The sequence below is a fragment of the Collimonas sp. PA-H2 genome (assembly GCF_002564105.1).
Lineage (GTDB): Bacteria > Pseudomonadota > Gammaproteobacteria > Burkholderiales > Burkholderiaceae_D > Collimonas.
Map to the genome: position 1 here is coordinate 4,378,932 of NZ_PDBX01000001.1, position 16,209 is coordinate 4,395,140.

Annotated in this window: 12 protein-coding genes; 10 read left to right on the forward strand and 2 right to left on the reverse strand. The window is 67.0% G+C overall.

The annotated features are described in order from the left end of the window. Positions 1-43 precede the first annotated feature (43 nt). Positions 44-1,237, reverse strand: a complete 1,194-nt coding sequence (locus BCF11_RS20195; protein ID WP_199110955.1) for an MFS transporter — start codon at positions 1,235-1,237, stop codon at positions 44-46. Beyond that, positions 1,234-2,361 (reverse strand): 3-deoxy-7-phosphoheptulonate synthase, encoded by a 1,128-nt coding sequence (locus BCF11_RS20200; RefSeq protein ID WP_098496332.1) that lies wholly within the window; start codon positions 2,359-2,361, stop codon positions 1,234-1,236. The genes BCF11_RS20195 and BCF11_RS20200 overlap by 4 nt, the downstream gene beginning before the upstream one ends. A gap of 355 nt (positions 2,362-2,716) precedes the next feature. On the opposite strand from BCF11_RS20200, the gene BCF11_RS20205 reads away from it, so the two are divergent. Genes BCF11_RS20205 through BCF11_RS20250 form a run of 10 tightly spaced genes read left to right on the forward strand, consistent with a single transcriptional unit; the run spans position 2,717 to position 16,132 of the window. Then, a complete protein-coding gene (locus BCF11_RS20205; protein WP_098496333.1) occupies positions 2,717-3,964 on the forward strand; it encodes an isochorismate synthase in 1,248 nt (415 codons plus the stop codon). After that, complete coding sequence (locus tag BCF11_RS20210) at positions 3,961-5,619, forward strand: (2,3-dihydroxybenzoyl)adenylate synthase (protein WP_098496334.1); 1,659 nt, start codon at positions 3,961-3,963, stop codon at positions 5,617-5,619. The genes BCF11_RS20205 and BCF11_RS20210 overlap by 4 nt, the downstream gene beginning before the upstream one ends. Before the next feature lie 25 nt (positions 5,620-5,644). Continuing rightward, a complete protein-coding gene (locus tag BCF11_RS20215) occupies positions 5,645-6,523 on the forward strand; it encodes an isochorismatase family protein (RefSeq protein ID WP_199110957.1) in 879 nt (292 codons plus the stop codon). Between the two features lies 1 nt (position 6,524). Beyond that, complete coding sequence (locus BCF11_RS20220) at positions 6,525-10,517, forward strand: non-ribosomal peptide synthetase (protein ID WP_098496336.1); 3,993 nt, start codon at positions 6,525-6,527, stop codon at positions 10,515-10,517. Beyond that, entirely contained in the window at positions 10,510-11,391 is an 882-nt protein-coding gene (locus BCF11_RS20225; protein WP_098496337.1) for a siderophore-interacting protein, read from the forward strand. Before BCF11_RS20220 ends, BCF11_RS20225 begins: the two co-directional genes overlap by 8 nt. After that, positions 11,388-12,323 (forward strand): iron-siderophore ABC transporter substrate-binding protein, encoded by a 936-nt coding sequence (locus BCF11_RS20230; RefSeq protein ID WP_098496338.1) that lies wholly within the window; start codon positions 11,388-11,390, stop codon positions 12,321-12,323. The genes BCF11_RS20225 and BCF11_RS20230 overlap by 4 nt, the downstream gene beginning before the upstream one ends. A 20-nt stretch (positions 12,324-12,343) precedes the next feature. Next, complete coding sequence (locus tag BCF11_RS20235; RefSeq protein WP_199110959.1) at positions 12,344-13,402, forward strand: iron ABC transporter permease; 1,059 nt, start codon at positions 12,344-12,346, stop codon at positions 13,400-13,402. Next, the gene (locus BCF11_RS20240) at positions 13,399-14,490 is read left to right on the forward strand and encodes an iron chelate uptake ABC transporter family permease subunit (protein ID WP_098496340.1); all 1,092 of its coding nucleotides are present in this window, start codon (positions 13,399-13,401) and stop codon (positions 14,488-14,490) included. Before BCF11_RS20235 ends, BCF11_RS20240 begins: the two co-directional genes overlap by 4 nt. Then, a complete protein-coding gene (locus BCF11_RS20245; protein ID WP_098496341.1) occupies positions 14,490-15,326 on the forward strand; it encodes an ABC transporter ATP-binding protein in 837 nt (278 codons plus the stop codon). Before BCF11_RS20240 ends, BCF11_RS20245 begins: the two co-directional genes overlap by 1 nt. 29 nt (positions 15,327-15,355) lie before the next feature. Beyond that, positions 15,356-16,132 (forward strand): 2,3-dihydro-2,3-dihydroxybenzoate dehydrogenase, encoded by a 777-nt coding sequence (locus tag BCF11_RS20250; protein ID WP_199110961.1) that lies wholly within the window; start codon positions 15,356-15,358, stop codon positions 16,130-16,132. Positions 16,133-16,209: the final 77 nt, after the last annotated feature.

Here is a 16,209-nt window from a genome sequence, read left to right on the forward strand (position 1 = left end):
ATTAATCCGAGATCGATAGCGTCGCCATTTTCATTTCCTCCAGCTACGTCGACACCGCCACGACCAACGGCCGACGTAACCGCGGCAAGGCACACAGTACCGCAACCGCCATCACCGCTGACAGCAACGCTATCACGCTCATCCCGGTCAGCCGGCCATCCACCGTTTCTCCCAGCATCAAACTGGACGCCACCGCAGCCGCAGTAATCGCCAGATCCTGCACAATATTCTGCAAAGACATGAAGCCAGCCCGCTCATGCGGCGCCGGCACCTGGCTGGTGAGGGCGGCCAGGGTGACGTTGCGGCCGGCGTTGCCGGCCATGAACAGGATGAAGGGCAACACCAGCGGCATTGCGCCGAGATCGAAAAACGGCGCGAGGCCGGCGCAGAACGCCAGCGAGGCGATGGCTGCGGCCGGCAGCGGGCCGGCGCGGTCGGCCAGGCGGCCTAGTAGCTGCACGGTCACCAGCGCGGTGACGCCGCCGGCGAAGTACAGCATGCCTAGGCGTTCGCGCGGAAAGCCGAGGTTCAGCAGCAGGTAGGCGGAGAATTGCGGGATCACCAGGAAGGCGGAGAACTGGCTGAGCGCTTGCACCAGGCAGGCCGCGCGCACTGCCGGCTGGGCCAGCAGGCTGCGTGCCGACACCGGCTGCTTGCGTGGCTGCTCCAGATGGGCGCGCAGGCTGGGCAGGCGCCATGCGGCCAGCAGCCATACCAGCGCCGCCAGCGCTGCCACTGCATAGAACGGCAGGCGCCAGCCGCCCCAGCGCGCCAGTTCCAGCGCCAGCGGGACGCCGACGATGACCGCCATCGAAAAGCCCAGCATGACCTTGCCGATGGCGCGGCCGCGCCGTTCCGGCGGCGTGCTGTCGATGATGATCGCCATCCCGAGCGCGATCGCGGGGCCGCCGCACAGGCCGGTCAGGCCGCGCGCCAGCATCAGCGTCGTCAGGTTGCTGGCGAAGGTGGCTGCCAGGGTGCACAGACCGACGGCGCCGAACGCCAGCAGCAGCACCGAGCGGCGGTCGAAGCGGTCGAGCAGGCGTACCGACAGCAGGCCGGAGACTACCGCGGCCGCGGTGTAGGCGGCCGCCAGCCAGCCCAGCTTGTCGCTGGGGAAGGCCAGCGCCCGCGCCAGGTCGGGGCCAAGCGGCAGCAGCATGATGAAATCGAGGATGTAGACGAACTGGATGGCGGCGACGATGACGATGGCCTGGGTGGGCGACAGCTGTTTCATTGCATTCCTGTAGTGCATGTATCGGTATCAGTATTGGGTTTGATGCGTGCCGGCAGCGAGTCGCGCAGTTGCGCGGCGGCCTCGCGCAGCATGGCGGCGGTGCCGTCCCAGTCGACGCAGGCGTCGGTCACCGAGCAGCCGTAACGCAGCTGCGCCAGGTCGGACGGGATAGGCTGGTTGCCGGCTTCCAGGAAGCTTTCGATCATGCTGCCGAGGATGCTGCGGTTGCCATGGCGGATCTGCTGCACAAGGTCGGTCATTACGGCCGCTTGGAGCCTGTGGTCTTTGTAAGAGTTGCCGTGGGCGCAGTCGATGACGATGTTCGGCGCGAGCTTGGCCTTGGCCAGCGCGCGTTCGGCCAGGGCGACGCTGACGCTGTCATAGTTGGGGCGGCTGCTGCCGCCGCGCAGCACCAGATGGCTGTGGACGTTGCCGCGGGTGCGGATGACGGCGGCGCGGCCGTCGCTGTCGATGCCGAGGAAGGCGTGTGGGCGCGAAGTCGACAGGATGGCGTTGACCGCGGTCTCGACGCTGCCGTCGGTGCCGTTCTTGAAGCCGACCGGCATCGGCAGGCCGGACGACATCTCGCGATGGGTTTGCGATTCGGTGGTGCGGGCGCCGATCGCCACCCAGCTGATCAACTCGCCCAGGTAGTGCGGCGAGACCGGATCGAGCGCTTCGGCGGCGGCCGGCAAGCCGAGCCGGTTGACCTCCAACAGGAAGCTGCGGGCCTGCTGCATGCCGTCGGCGATGCGGAAAGTATTGTCCATGCCAGGATCGTTGATCAGGCCCTTCCAGCCGATGCTGGTGCGCGGCTTTTCGAAATACACCCGCATCACGATGTATAGCGTGTCAGCCAGTTCGGCCGCCAGCTGCTGCAGCCTGCGCGCATATTCCAGCCCGGCAGCCGGGTCATGGATGGAGCAGGGTCCCACCACTACCAGCAGGCGCGGATCGCGCCGCTCCAGGATGTTGCGCACGGTGCGGCGGCCCGTGGCGACCGTCTGCGCCGCCAGCGCGTCGAGCGGCAGCAGGCCGCGCAGCTCGGCGGGCGAGGGCATGGGATCGATGCCGGCCAGGTTGAGGAAGCTTTCTTCATCGACGACAAGTTGGTCTCTTTTCATGAGGGTGCTCGGTAGGTGGTGGCTGCCTTGGCTGCGCGAATTGCGGGGCTGGATGCGAGGAGGAATATCTGTCTGCCATGCATATTAATTCCATTCGGTTAATAAATCAATTGCTAATCATTCTCATTTGCATTTACAATCTCATTTACAATTGGTTACGTCGAGCGCGCTCTTGCCGGCCTCCCGCTCTGCTCAAGAAGCATGAACGGCAGCGGAAATAAAGCGCGCAACTGATCGCGCCGAAGGCAATGCAATCGTTCCGATGCGGACGACGCGTTCGCTGGCGGGCAGGGCAACCATTCATCCGGCTAGCCGCATGCCACGCCACCACTCATTTCTTGCGAGGACCGTCTTCATGAACGACAGACTTCATCATGCATTTTTAAAACAAGCCAGCGCCGCGGATCTGCTCCAGCACTACCAGACCGGCGCGACCTTCTTTGCATCGCCGCGGCGCTCGCTGCTGGCGCACGGTGTCAAGGCGGTATTGCCTCCATGCGAGGCCAGCCAGCTTGCCGCCAAGGCGGCAGCCTGGCTGCAGGAAGCCCGGCAGGAAGGCCGCCCGCCCGCCGTGCTGATGGGTGCGCTGCCGTTCCGCCTGGACGGCAGTTCGGCTTCGCCTTACCTGTACATGCCGCAGCAGCTGGCCAGCGGCGCCGGCGTCGACAACGCGGTCACCGCCTTGAGTCAGGCGGAAAAATCCTGCGGCGCCCAGCTGTCGATGACGCCTTTGATGCAGCCGACGCCCGAAGCCTACCGCGGCAATGTGCGCAGCGCGCTGGCGGCCATCCGCGATTCCCGCTTTGAAAAAACCGTGCTGTCGCGCTCGCTTACGCTCGACGCCAAGATCGCGGTCCCGGCCCTGCTGCAGCGGCTGGCGGCGCGCAATCTGCGCGGCTATACCTTTGCCATCGACCTGGCCGACGCGGCTGCAGCGCGGGCTGGGGCGCATCGCACGCTGATCGGCGCCAGCCCGGAATTGCTGCTGGCGCGCTACGGCCGCGAGCTGGTGTCGCATCCATTGGCTGGTTCGATCCCACGCAGCGCCGATGCGGCCGAAGACCGCCGCCGCGCCGATGGCTTGCTGCAGTCGGTCAAGGATCTGCATGAACATGCGCTGGTGGTCGATGCAGTGGCCGCCGCCATGCGGCCGTATTGCAAAAATCTGAAAGTACCGGCGGCGCCAAGCCTGCTGGCGACGCCGACCATGTGGCATCTGGGCACGGAGCTGCGCGGCGAACTGGCCGATCTCGCCACCACCTCGCTGGAAGTGGCGCTGGCGCTGCATCCGACGCCGGCGGTATGCGGCCATCCGGCGGCGCCGGCGGCCAAATTCATCGCTGACGCCGAAGGTTTCGATCGCCGTTACTTCGCCGGCCTGGTGGGCTGGTGCGACAGCCGTGGCGACGGTGAATGGGCGGTGACGCTGCGCTGCGCCGAAGTTGGTGCCGATAGCGCGACGCTGTATGCCGGCGCCGGCATCGTCGCCGGCTCCGAGCCGCAGCTGGAACTGCTGGAAACCTCGGCCAAGCTGCGCACCATGCTGGCGGCGATGAACCTGGAGCTGATGCTGGAAGACGAGCCGGCGAAGGCGACGTCATGAGCAACGCCGATCAGCTTGATTATTTGCCAGGATTTACCCCCTGGCCGCCGGAGGCCGCGGCGGCTTACCGCGCCGCCGGTTACTGGACTGGAGAAACCTTCGGCGCCATGCTGCGCCGGCGCGCGCAGCAATATCCGTCGCGCCTGGCGCTGGTGTGCGGCGCGCGGCGCTGGAGCTATGCCGAGCTGGACCGCCGCAGCGACCAGCTGGCGGCAGGTTTCGACCGGCTCGGCATCCGCGCGCGCGACCGGGTGGTGGTGCAGCTGCCGAATATCGCCGAATTTTTCGCCGTATGCTTTGCCCTGTTCCGTCTCGGCGCGGTACCGGTGTTTGCCTTGCCGGCGCATCGCCGCACCGAGATCGGCTATTTCTGTGCCCACAGCGAAGCCACGGCTTACATCATCGCGGATGTCGAGGGCGGTTTCGATTACCGCCAGCTGGCGCGCCAGGTCCAGACAGGACAGGCTGGCTTGCGGTATGTCATCGTAGTGGGAGAGGCGGAGGAGTTTTGCGCGCTTGACAGTTTGTATGACGAGGCGCGCACCTTCCCCGAGCCGCGCGCCGATGACGTCGCCTTCCTGCAGCTGTCCGGCGGCAGCACCGGCTTGCCCAAGCTGATTCCGCGCACGCCTGACGATTATCTCTACAGCATCCGCGCCAGCGCCGAAATCTGCGCCTTGACGGCGGACAGCATCTATCTGTGCGCATTGCCGGTGGCGCACAACTTCACGCTCAGCTCGCCGGGCACGCTCGGCATCCTGTATGTCGGCGGCTGCGTGGTAATGGCGCGGCGCGCCAGTCCGGACGATGCGTTTCCGCTGATCGAAGCGGAACGGGTCACCGTCACCTCGCTGGTGCCGCCGCTGGCGATGGTGTGGCTGGATGCGGCCGGCAACAGCAACAGCGGCCGGCGCCACGATTTGAGCAGCCTGGAGCTGCTGCAGGTAGGCGGCGCCAAATTCACCACCGAAGTCGCGCAGCGCGTGTGGCCGGTGCTCGGCTGCACCTTGCAGCAAGTGTTCGGCATGGCTGAAGGGCTGGTCAACTATACCCGTTACGAAGATATCGAACAGCTGATCACCTCGACCCAGGGGCGGCCGATTTCCGCTGCCGATGAAGTGCGCGTGGTGGATGACGAAGACCGTGATGTGACGCCGGGAGAAGTCGGCCATCTGCTGACCCGCGGTCCGTACACCATACGCGGCTACTACAAGGCGGAAGAGCACAATGCCAGCGCATTTACCGCCGATGGCTTTTACCGCACCGGCGACCTGGTGTCGCGCCTGCCGTCCGGCCATCTGGTGGTCGAGGGCCGCGCCAAGGACCAGATCAACCGCGGCGGCGACAAGGTGGCTGCCGATGAAGTCGAGAACCATTTGCTGGCGCACCCGAACGTGCATGACGTCGCCCTGGTGGCCATGCCGGACGCCTACCTGGGCGAGCGCAGCTGCGCCTTCGTGATTCCGCGCGGCCCGGTGCCGCGGGCCATGGAGCTGACCGGCTTCCTGCGCGAGCGCGGCATTGCCCACTACAAAATCCCGGACCGCATCGAATTCGTCGACCGCTTCCCCAAGACCGGCGTCGGCAAGGTCAACAAGCGCGTCCTGCGCGAACGCATCGCAGAACAGCTGGCCAAGGCCGGCGTCCATCCTTAACCAATCACCAGTTCAAGACATCACCATGACTATTCCAAGAATCGCTTCTTATCCCATGCCAGCCGCCATGCCCACCAACCGCGTCGACTGGAAGCCGGATCCGGCGCGCGCGGTGCTGCTGATCCATGACATGCAAGAATATTTCCTCGATTTCTACGATAGCAAGGCGGCGCCGATCCCGGCCCTGCTGGAGCATGTCAGCCGCTTGCGCGATGCTTGCGACGCCGCCGGCGTGCCGGTGGTGTACACCGCGCAGCCGGCGCAGCAGGCGCCGGAACAGCGCGGCCTGCTGCAAGATTGGTGGGGGCCTGGCCTGACGGCGCAGCCGCAACGGGCGCCGGTGGTGGCGCAGCTGGCGCCGCGCACGCAGGATATCGTGCTGACCAAGTGGCGCTACAGCGCCTTCGTGCGCAGCGACCTGCTGCAGCGCATGCAGGCGCAGGGCCGCGATCAGCTGATCGTATGCGGCGTGTATGCCCATATCGGCTGCCTGATGACCAGCGCCGACGCCTTCATGAACGACATACAGCCGTTCCTGGTAGGCGATGCGCTGGCCGATTTCTCCGCTGAACAGCACGCCATGGCGCTGGATTACGTATCGCAACGCTGCGGCGTGGTCAGCAGCACCCAGAACGTCACTGAGGCTTTGCGGCCGGCCGCTGCCAGCGCACTGCCAACCAGCCTGGCGGCACTGCAGGCGGAGGTCGCGCAGTTGCTGCAGATGCCGCCATCCGATCTGCGCAGCGACGATCATCTGCTGCACGCCGGCCTTGATTCGATCCGTCTGATGAGCCTGGTGGAACGCTGGCGCCGTGGCGGCTCCAGTCTCACTTTCGTCGACCTGGCAGAGAAGCCGACGCTGGCCGAATGGTGGAGCCTGCTGGCGCCGGCGCGGAGCAACTAGGATGGATATCGCCCGCAAGGAGCAACTGGCTGAAGCGGCGCCGCTGCCGCTGTCGGCTGCGCAATACGGCATCTGGCTGGGCCAGCAGCTGGACCGCGCCAGTCCCGCCTACTGGACCGCCGAGGCGGTCGAGTTGCATGGCGCGCTGGACCAGGCGGCCTTTATCGCGGCAGTGCGGCAGGCGGTGGCCGGGTGCGACGCCCTGCATCAGCGCTACGCCAGCGACGGCACGGAAGTCTGGCAGGCGCCGGCTGCCGGGCGTGACTGGCAGCTGGAGCAGCTGGATTTCAGCGCCGCCGCCGCACCGTTCGAAGCGGCGCAGCGCTGGATGCAAGCCGACTTGCTGCAGATCGCCGATCTGGCGTCCGGCCCGCTGTTTGCCAGCGCGCTGCTGCGGCTCGGCGGCGGGCGCACGCTGTGGTATCTGCGCGTCCATCACGTGGCGCTGGATGGTTTCGGCTATGCCTTGCTGGCGCAGCGGGTGGCCGACCTGTATTCAGCCGATACCGCAGGCAAGGCGCTGCCGCCGGTGCGCTCCAGCGCGCTGCAACCGGTGGTCGCGGAAGACCGGGCTTACCAGTCTTCCGCCGCCTATGTGCGCGATCGCGAATTCTGGCGCGCCCGCCTCAAGGATGCGCCGGCGCCGCTGCTGCTGGCGCCAGCCAAACCGGTGGCGCATGGCGTACGCCGCCTGCGCGGCGCTTTGCCGACGGCCAGCCTGAGCGCATGGCAGGCCGCCGCCGGCGCCGCCGGGGTCGACTGGAGCGCATGGCTGATAGCCGCCATCGCGGCATGGCTGCAGCGGAAAACCGCTGCCAGCGAAATCACGCTGGGCCTGCCGGTCATGGGGCGGCTCGGTTCGGTATCGCTGAGCGTGCCATGCATGGTCATGAATATCGTGCCCCTGCATTTGCGGCTCGACCGCAATGCGGGGATCGGCCAACTGGCGCAGCAGGTTGCCGCCGAAATGCGTGCGCTGCGACCGCACCAGCGCTATCGCTATGAACAACTGAAGCATGACCTTGGCCTGAGCGACGGCCGCAGCCGCCTGTTCGGCACGGTGATCAACCTGATGCCGTTCGACCGGCCGCTGGAATTCGGCGGCTTGACGGCGACATCTCATCCGATCTCGGCCGGTCCGGTGGAGGATCTTTCTATTGTGATCGCTCCCGGCGCCCATGGCGTCCGCCTGGATTTCGAAGCCAATCCCGATGCCTACGATAGCGCCACGCTGGCCGAGCTGCATGCCAGTTTGCTGGCGACTCTGAATCTTCTGGCTGATCCAGCACATGGCGCCGAGCTGTCGCTGGCGGCCGCGCTGGGCGCCAATGCCGATGCCAGCGAGCCGGCGCTATTGTCCGGCGCCGCCTTGGCACAGCAGCCTGAAGCGGTGCTGGACGCCTTGCGCCGGCACGCCGCCAATACACCAGGACAGCTCGCGCTGGCGCAGGATGGCGTGGTGCTGACTTATGCCGAACTGCTGGCGCGCGTGCAGAAGCTGGCCGCGCGCTTGCTCGAACAGGGCGTGCAGCCGGACAGCCGCGTGGTGCTGCTGTTGCCGCGCGCGCCGGATACCGTGGTGGCCTTGCTGGCTATCCTGTGGGCCGGCGCCGGCTACGTCCCGCTCGATCCCGACGGTCCGCCGCTGCGCATCGCCGCCGTGCTGGAGGATGCGCAGCCGCTGCTGGTGCTGACCTTGCGCCAGCATATTGATAAGGTCAACATCGGTTTGCCCTTGCTATGCCTGGAGGATATCGACCAATCGGCCATGGCGTCATTGAGCGAACCGGTGGCCGTGGCGGTGGATGCACTGGCGTACGTGATTTATACCTCAGGCTCTACCGGCCGCCCGAACGGCGTCATGATCGGGCGCGACGCCCTGGCGCATTTTGTCGCCGGCGCCACGGCGCGCTATCAATTGTCCGCGAACGACAGGGTGCTGCAGTTTTCGCCACTGCATTTCGATGCCAGCGTCGAAGAAATTTTCATCAGCCTGTGCAACGGCGCCAGCCTGATCCTGCGCAACGACGAGATGCTGGAATCGCTGCCGCGCTTTTTGCAGGCTTGCGCCCGGCTGCAGATCAGTGTGCTGGACTTGCCGACGGCGTTCTGGCACGAGCTCAGTTTTTGCATCAGCCAGCATGAAGCGGCCTTGCCGGACAGCGTGCGGCTGCTGATCATTGGCGGCGAGGCGGCGCTGGCGGAACGGGTGGCGCGCTGGCGCAGCTCGGTGTCGCCGCATGTCGTGTTGCTGAATACCTACGGCCCGACCGAAGCCACCGTGATCTGCACCACGGCACAGCTGGCCGGACCCGAAGCGATCGGTTTCGAGGGTGATATGGTGCCTATCGGCCGGCCATTGCCTGGCGTTGCGATTGCGGTGGTCGACGCTGGCTTGAATGCTGTCGCGTACGGCGAGGAAGGCGAGCTGTGCCTGCTGGGCGGCGGCCTGGCGCGTGGCTATCTTGGCCGCGAACAATTGACCGCGCAGCGTTTCGTGCAACTGGATAATCTTGGCGGGCAGGGCGGCAGTCGCCGGGCTTACCGCACTGGCGACCGTGTACTGCTCGGCAGCGACGGCCAGCTGCGTTACCTGGGCCGGCTGGACGATGAATTCAAGCTGAGCGGCCATCGCATCGACCCGCTGGAAATCGAAGCCGCCTTGCTGCAATACCCTGGCATGCGCGAAGCAGCGGTAGTGGCGCAGACGCTGGCGAACGGCGGTAAGCGCCTGGTCGCTTGCCTGGTGGCAGACCAAGTCTTGCCGGCGCCGGCAGTGCTGCGCGCCTTCCTGGCGGAGCGCCTGGCGGCGGTGGCGGTGCCGGGCAGCTACCTGGTCTTGCCGCAGCTGCCGCGCAACGCCAACGGCAAGATCGACCGCAAGGCGCTGTCTGTCTTGCCGCTTGAAGCCGAGGAAGCGCAGCCCGATGCCGCCGCCAGCAAGCTGGAACAGACCGTGATGGCGGTCTGGCGCGAGGTGCTGGGCGTGAGCACGGTACGGCTGACGGACGACTTCTTCGCGCTCGGCGGCAAGTCCCTGCAGGTGATCCAGGTGGCCAACCGCCTCGGCATCGCCCTGCAGCGCGAGATCGCGGTATCGGCGCTGTTCCGGCATCGCACGGTGGCGGCGCTGGCGCACTCGCTCAGCACCCTGGCCGGTCATCCTCCTCCGCCTGCCGCCGCAGGTTCTGAATTCGCGCCTTTGCTGGTGATCCAGCGCGGCACGGAGCAAGGCGAACCGGCCCTGTTCTGCGTACATCCGGCGGAAGGCTTGTCGTGGTGCTACCTGGGCCTCACCATGCAGCTGCCGGATATGCCGATCTACGGTTTGCAGGCGCACGGCATCTGCGGCGCCTTGCCGGCTTCGGTGGACGAACAGGTGGACGGCTACCTGGCGCTGTTGCGCAATACCCAGCCGCACGGACCTTATCGCCTGTTGGGCTGGTCCTCCGGCGGCGGCATCGCCCATGCAATGGCGGTCAAGCTGCAGGCGGCCGGCGAAAAGGTACCCATGCTGGCCATGATGGATGCCTATCCCAGCGATATCTGGCAAGGCAAGCCGCCGCCGCAGGAGCGCGACGCCTTGCTGACCTTGCTGGACGTGATCGGCGCTTCGCCGCTGGACGCCGACGGCCGGCCCTTGTCGGAAGAAGCCATGCTGGCGCGCTTTCAGCAACCGGACAGCACTCTGGCGACGGCAGACGATGCGCGCATGGCGCGTCTGCTGCAGAGCGCCTTGCATGGCATGTTGCAATACCGTGACCTGCGGCACCAGCCTTACCGCGGCGAACTGCTGTTTTTCCATGCCTCGCGCCGTACGCCGGAAGCGCCTGACTGGCTCGGCTGGCAACCTTATGTGCAAGGACGCATGGAGCGGGTCGAGATCGACAGCACCCATATCGGCATGAGTAAGCCGGCGCCGCTGGCGCATATCGGCCGCGAGCTGGCTAGGCGCCTGAGCCTTCAATCCATCCTGAAAAATCATCATGAGTAAAACACCTACGCCTGCGGCCACGCCGCGCACGCCGCCGCGCATGCTGCGCGTGCGCCGAACCCTGCAACTGACGCCGCACATGCGCCGCATCACGCTGGCCGGCCCGGCGCTGGCGGGCTTCCCGCTCGACAGCAACGGCGCCCACATCAAGCTGCTGCTGCCGCGTCCCGGCCAGGTCGAACCGGTCTTGCCGACGCTCGGGCCGGACGGCCCGGTCTGGCCGCCGGACGACATCCGGCCGATTGCCCGCACCTACACGGTCGGCCGCTACGACGCCGAGGCGAGCGAACTGGATGTCGATTTCGTCCTGCATGGCGATGACGGCCCGGCTTCCAGCTGGGCCTTGCACGCGGTCGCCGGCAGCGCGGTCGGCGTGGCCGGACCGGGCGGACCGCCGCGCTTTGTGGCGGACGCCGAGTACTACTTGCTGCTCGGCGATCCGAGTGCGTTTGCCGCCCTCGCCGCGGTGCTGGGCGCCTTGCCTGAGCATGCCCGCGGAGAGGCGCTGATCGAAGTGCCGGACCGCAGCGAGATCCAGCACCTGCGCCATCCTCCCGGCATCGCCGTGCGCTGGCTGTCGCGCGAAGGCGCGCCGGCCGGTAGCAGCACGCTGCTGCTCGACCATGTGCGTGAACTGCGTTGGCCGGCCGCAGCCGTATCGGTGACGCTGGCCGGCGAAAGCACGCAAGTGGTGTCGCTGCGCGAATACCTGCTGAAGGAACGCGCGGTGCCGCGCCGCACCATGTACGCGGTGCCTTACTGGAAAGACGAACACACCGAAGAGGCTTATCACGCCGAACGGCACCGCATCATGGATGCGTTTGAACTGGCCGAAGAGAACGCCGCCGCCCACACCAAGGAAACCGCATCATGATTCTCCGCACACTCCGAAGCGCAATGCTGGCGCTGGCCTTCCTGTCGGCTGCCGCCGTCGGCGCCGAACGCAGCCTGGTCGACGCCGCCGGCCGCACCGTTGTGCTGCCGGCGCAGCCGCAGCGCGTGCTGGCGCTTTCCGAAATCGACCTCGATTCGCTGCTGGCGCTCAAGCTCAAGCCGGTCGGCGCCACCAACGGCCGCGGCCAGAGCGCCATGCCGCACTACCTTGGCAACGCTGTCAGCGGCATCGCCAGCGTCGGCAACTTCGGCAGCCCGGTGCTAGACCTGGTGATAGGCGCGCAGCCGGACCTGATCCTGGTCGGCAGCTTGCCGGATCCGGAACTGCTGGCGCAGCTGAGCAAGATTGCGCCGACCGTGGTCAGCTACAAACAGGGCGAGAACTGGCAGCTGGCCTTGCGCCGCATCGCTGCCGTGGTGGGACGCAACGCCGAGGCGGAAGCCTTGCTGAGCGCCTACCAGCGCCGCGCCGACAGCGTGCGCGCCAAGCTCGGCGCCCAGGCTAACGCTACCGTCAGCGTGGTGCGCTGGAATCCGCAGGGACCGGCCTATATGCTGAAAGACGCCTTCGCCAGCCTGGTGCTGGCAGACGTCAAATTGCGCCGGCCGGCGGCACAGATGCAGGCCGGCGTCGCCCATTCTCCGCCCTTGAGCCTGGAAGCCTTGGCGCGCATCGACGCCGACTGGCTGTTTGTCGGCACGCTCAACAGCAGCCAGGCCAACGATGCCTTGGCGGCGGCGCGCCAGAGCCCGGCTTTCCGCCAGCTGGGTGCGGTGCAGAAGGGCCATATGGTGGCGGTCGACGGCTCGTTGTGGACCAGTCCCGGCGGCCCGCTGGCGGCGCTGGCGATCCTGAGCGACATCGAAAAAGCCATGCTGGGCGGCCAGGCTGAACCTAAAAACGCTTCTTGAAGCAGCTTCCCGGAGTCCTTGTGCTTGAACCTGTTGAACGCCCGGCGTTGCGCCGGGCCTTGCTGCTGTTATTGCTGTTGTCGGTGCCTGTGCTGGCGCTGACGTCCTTGCTGATCGGCGCTGGCGAGATCGGTCCGGGCCAGGCCCTGGCCTTCCTGCTGGGAGATGCCGCCGCGCGTAGCGATGCGCAGTTGCAGACGGTGCTGCTGAGCCTGCGCTTGCCACGCATGGCGGCCGCCTTGCTGGTCGGCAGCGCGCTTGGCGTGGCTGGCATGCTGATGCAGACCGTGACCCGCAACCCGCTGGCAGAGCCCGGCTTGCTGGGCGTGAATGCCGGCGCCGCGCTAGGCGTGGTGGTCGGCATTGCCTGGGCCGGCGTCGAGAACGGTCCCGGCTATCTGCTGTGGGCCGGACTCGGCGCCTTGCTGGGCAACGCCTGCGTGCTGGCGGTGGCGCAGGTCGGCCATCATGCGGCGGCGCCGTTGCGGCTGGTGCTGGCCGGGGTCGCGCTGGGCGCTACCTTCATCGGCATCAGCTCGGCGATCCTGCTGTCGCAGCCTGCCGGCTACGACCAGTATCGCTTCTGGGTGCTGGGTTCGCTGGCCGGCATTACGCCGGGCATGACGCTGTGGGCCGCGCCGGTGGTGCTGGCGGGCTTGTGTTCTGCGCTGCTGCTGGCGCGGCCCTTGTCGGCGCTGTTGTTGGGCGACGACATAGCCCGTTCGCTGGGGCACCGGCCCTTGCCCTTGCGGCTGGGCGTGGCCTTGAGCGTGACTTTGCTGACGGGCAGCGCGGTGGCGCTGGCTGGTCCGATCGGTTTTCTGGGGCTGCTCGCGCCTTATCTGTCGCGCTTCCTGGCGCGGGCTCTGATGCCGTCTTCACGCCACGCCGGACTGGCAACGCAGCTGCTGATCGCAGCCTGGCTGGGCGCCGGCTTGCTGCTGGCGGCCGATCTGGCGGCGCGGCTGGCGGTGCAGCCGTTTGAAACGCCGATCAGCGTGATGACCGCGCTGGCCGGCGCGCCGCTGCTGATCTGGCTGGCGCGCTCGAGGGCGTGGCAGAACGGAGCGGCCTTATGAACGCCACCTTTCCTGTCGCAGAAAATCTGCCACGGAAGCCACCGCCCGCACAGCTGGAAAGCGGCGTGCAGCTGCTGCGCTGCGGCCGTTTTTCCTTGCTGTTTGCGCGCCGCTCTCTATGGGCGGGCCTCGGCTTGTGCTTATTGCTGGCGGCAGCTGTCGGCGTGGCGCTGATGGCTGGTTCGACCTGGCTTTCGCCGCAACAGTTGCTGACGGTGCTGCGCGGCCACGGCGCACCGGGCTTGCAATTGCTGGTGCTGGAATTTCGCTTGCCGCGGATTCTGGTCGGCTTGCTGGCCGGGATCGCGCTGGGCCTGGCCGGCTGCCTGATCCAGGCCTTGACCCGCAATCGCCTGGCGACGCCTGATCTGCTGGGCGTGGCCGATGGCGCCACGCTGGGCGTGTTCGTGGCGCTGATCAGCAGCGCGGCCGGCATGTTCGGTCCGTGGTGGGTCGGACCTTTGGGCGCCTTGGGCGCAGTGCTCCTGCTGCTGATCGCGTCCGGCAACCTGGGACGGCGCGGGCAACGCCTGCTGATCGTCGGCCTGGCCTTGTCCAGCCTGCTGCGCGCGGTGACCGAACTGGCCTTGTCGCGTCAGGAATTGATGCATGCCAGTTCGCTGTACGCCTGGAGCATCGGCAGCCTCAACGGCCGCTCATACGCCGCCGTAGCGCCGCTGGCTATCGGCCTGTTGATTCTCTTGCCGCTGACTCTGTTAAGTACGCGACGGCTGGCGCTGCTGCGTTTCGACCTGAAGATCGCCAGCGGCCTTGGCTTGCCGGTGCGGGCGACGCAGTGGCAGGCGCTGCTCAGCGCGGTGCTGCTGGCTGGGCTGGCGGTCGGCGTCTGCGGACCGATTGCCTTTGTCGCGCTGGCGGCGCCGTTCATCGCCGAACGGCTGGTCGGCGGCGGCCGCATCGCCTTGTTCAGCGCGGCGCTGACGGGCGCGCTGCTGGTGGTTGGCGCCGATACGCTGGGGCGGGTGCTGCTGGCCGCGGCTGAATTGCCGGTGGGCGTGATTTGCAATCTGCTGGGCGGGCCGTTCCTGCTGTGGCTGTTGCTGAGTGAACGTAAGAAGGAAATGTAATGAGTAACGACCAGACACTGGTGGTGCAAGACCTGCACGCCAGCCATCAAAAAACGCCGGTGCTGCACGGCATCAACCTGCGCATCGTCCCCGGAAAAGTGACGGTGATCGTAGGCCCCAACGGCTGCGGCAAGTCGACTCTGTTGCGCTGCATGGCGCGCCTGCACAAGCCGAGCCAGGGCGCCATCCGGCTCGGCGCCGACGATCTGTGGCAGCTGCGTCCGCAACAGGCTGCGCGCCGCCTGGCCTTGCTGCCGCAGGCGCCGCAAGCGCCGGAAGGCATCAGTGTCAGCGGCCTGGTGCGTTACGGCCGCCATCCGTACCAGGGCTTGCTGCAGCAATGGTCTGCCGCGGATGAACGGGCAGTGCGCCAAGCCTTGCAGGCGACCGATGTGATGGCGCTGGCGCAACGGCCGCTGGAGCAGTTGTCCGGCGGCCAGCGCCAGCGCTGCTGGCTGGCGATGGTGCTGGCGCAGGAGACGCCGCTGCTGTTGCTGGACGAACCCACCAGCATGCTGGACCTGGGACACCAGGTCGACGTCCTCAACCGCATCCGCTTGCTGGCGGCGGCCGGACGTGGCGTGGTGATGGTGCTGCACGACCTGATGGCGGCGGCGCGCTACGCCGACACCCTGGTGGCGATGCGCAACGGCCGCATCTTGGCCAGCGGCGCGGCGCGCGACATCGTCACGCCGGAGCTGGTGCGGCAGCTGTACGAAGTCGAAGCGGACGTGCTGGCGGCGCCGGGCGATGGCGCGCCTGTGGTGGTGCCGGTGGCAGTCCGTGGCGCCGCCATTGCGGTTCGCACAGATGCTGACAGCGCGCTCGTTGCGTAACCCTGATTAATTACGGAAGGAAAGACAATATGGAATTTCAAGACAAGGTAGTGCTGATCACCGGTGCGGCGCAAGGCATAGGCGCGGCTGTCGCGCAGGCCATGGCGCGGCAGGGCGCCAGGTTGGCGCTGTTCGATGTGCAGCCGCAAGCGCTGGCGCAGCAGGCCGACGCGCTCGCCGGCAGCGGTGCGCAAGTGCTGGGCATCGTCGTCGACGTCTCCGACAGCACGGCGGTGAATGCAGCGGTAGAGCGGGTCGAGCGCGAACTGGGGCCGATAGACATCCTGGTCAACGCCGCCGGCATCTTGCGCCTGGGCTCCGCGCTCGATTGCAGCGATGCCGACTGGGATAAAACCTTCAGCGTCAACGTCGGCGGCGTATTCCGCCTGTGCCGCGCGGTCGCCAGCCGCATGGCGCCGCGCCGGCGCGGCGTGATCGTGACGGTGGCGTCGAATGCGTCGGCGGTGCCGCGCCAGCAGATGGCGGCCTATGCCGCATCCAAGGCTGCTTCGGCACACTTCACCCGTTGCCTCGGCCTGGAGCTGGCGGTGCACGGCATCCGCTGCAATGTGGTCTCGCCTGGCTCGACCGATACCGCCATGCAGCGCCAACTGTGGACCAGCGAGGAACACAAGCAGGCGGTCATCAACGGTTCGCTGGAACAGTTCCGGCTGGGGATTCCGCTGAGCCGGATTGCCGACGCCACCGACATTGCCGACGCCGTGATCTTCCTGGCCTCGGAGCGCGCCCGCCATATCACCATGCATGAACTGTGCGTGGATGGCGGCGCCACCCTCGGCGCCTGACAGGAGGTGCAGGACGAGCGAGCGCGCTAGTGGCCAACGAAAAGTATTACCAACAAAAAAGTGTCAATTAAAACCAA